The 1,031-nt window shown below is 35.6% G+C and carries 3 protein-coding genes; 1 reads left to right on the plus strand and 2 read right to left on the minus strand.

All coding sequences use genetic code 11. From position 1 onward, the window contains the following. The coding region (locus VXQ92_RS21170) for a Crp/Fnr family transcriptional regulator (RefSeq protein WP_416683089.1) at positions 1-259 on the minus strand (259 nt) is incomplete at its 3' end. A 104-nt stretch (positions 260-363) separates the two neighbouring features. Between VXQ92_RS21170 and VXQ92_RS21175 the strand changes: the two genes are divergently transcribed. Continuing rightward, positions 364-885, plus strand: a complete 522-nt coding sequence (locus VXQ92_RS21175) for a DUF962 domain-containing protein (RefSeq protein WP_032046049.1) — start codon at positions 364-366, stop codon at positions 883-885. Positions 886-933: 48 nt separating this feature from the next. Here VXQ92_RS21175 and VXQ92_RS21180 read toward each other — a convergent pair. After that, the coding region (locus tag VXQ92_RS21180) for a DUF933 domain-containing protein (RefSeq protein WP_416683090.1) at positions 934-1,031 on the minus strand (98 nt) is incomplete at its 5' end.

Below are 1,031 nucleotides of genomic sequence, written 5' to 3' on the forward strand. Positions count from 1 at the left end.
ATATTTCACCGAACCACATAATCGGTTCAGCAATTGCAGAAAGTGCTTCATTACCATTTACATCGACATAACCTAAGCTAATTGAGCCTTTAAGGACGGTATAAATACCATCAAACTCATCTTGAGCGTGGAAAACGTAGCTATTTTTCTCAAAGGTGATTTGCTTGCCATGTTCTAAAATAAACTTTTGGAATGCTTCCGGAAGCACACTAAACCATGTGTTTTCTTTTAATCGGTTAATATAAATTAGGTCCAATATTTAGTCATCCATGAAAAAATTCATTACTTTGTCAAATAGCTGACAACTTTAAATTTTCCTTATTTGTACAGTATGACTATAGTTAAGTGAATAGGGAATAACTCATGTCAAATCTGGAGCAGAAACTGAGCCAATATGCGGCTTATCATTTAAATCATCAAAATATTTTGACGCATTTTATAGGCATTCCACTCATCGTGTTTTCAATTTTATGTTTAACAGCGAGGGCAGGAATCGATATTGGTAATTTTAAAGTTACTTTAGCTATGGTACTGATTGCAGCTAGTACGATCTATTATTTATTTCTAGATAAAGTTTTTGGTTTACTCATGCTCATTATCTTGGTGGCTGTGTATCCACTAGCGAGCCAAATTGCCGAACTTTCTTTAGGACAATGGTTGGCTGCAAGTATTGGTTTCTTTGTGGTGGGATGGGCTTTTCAGTTTGTGGGGCATTATTTTGAAAAGAAAAAACCTGCTTTTGTTGATGATGTAATAGGACTTGCAATTGGACCACTATTTGTATTGGCTGAATTTATATTTATGTTAGGTTTTAGAAAGCCTTTGCATGAGCGAATTTTACACGAGGCGCGCAGTAAACGAGAGATGATGGATTTAAGCCATTAAATATAAAAAAGCCCCAATCTAGTGGGGCTTTTTTTTTTAAGCTTTAACTTAAACGTTAAAACGGAAGTGCATTACATCGCCGTCTTGAACAACGTAAGTTTTACCTTCTAAACGCCATTTACCTGCTTCTTTAGCGCCGTTTTCAC

The sequence above is a fragment of the Acinetobacter sp. 228 genome (genome assembly GCF_048147885.1).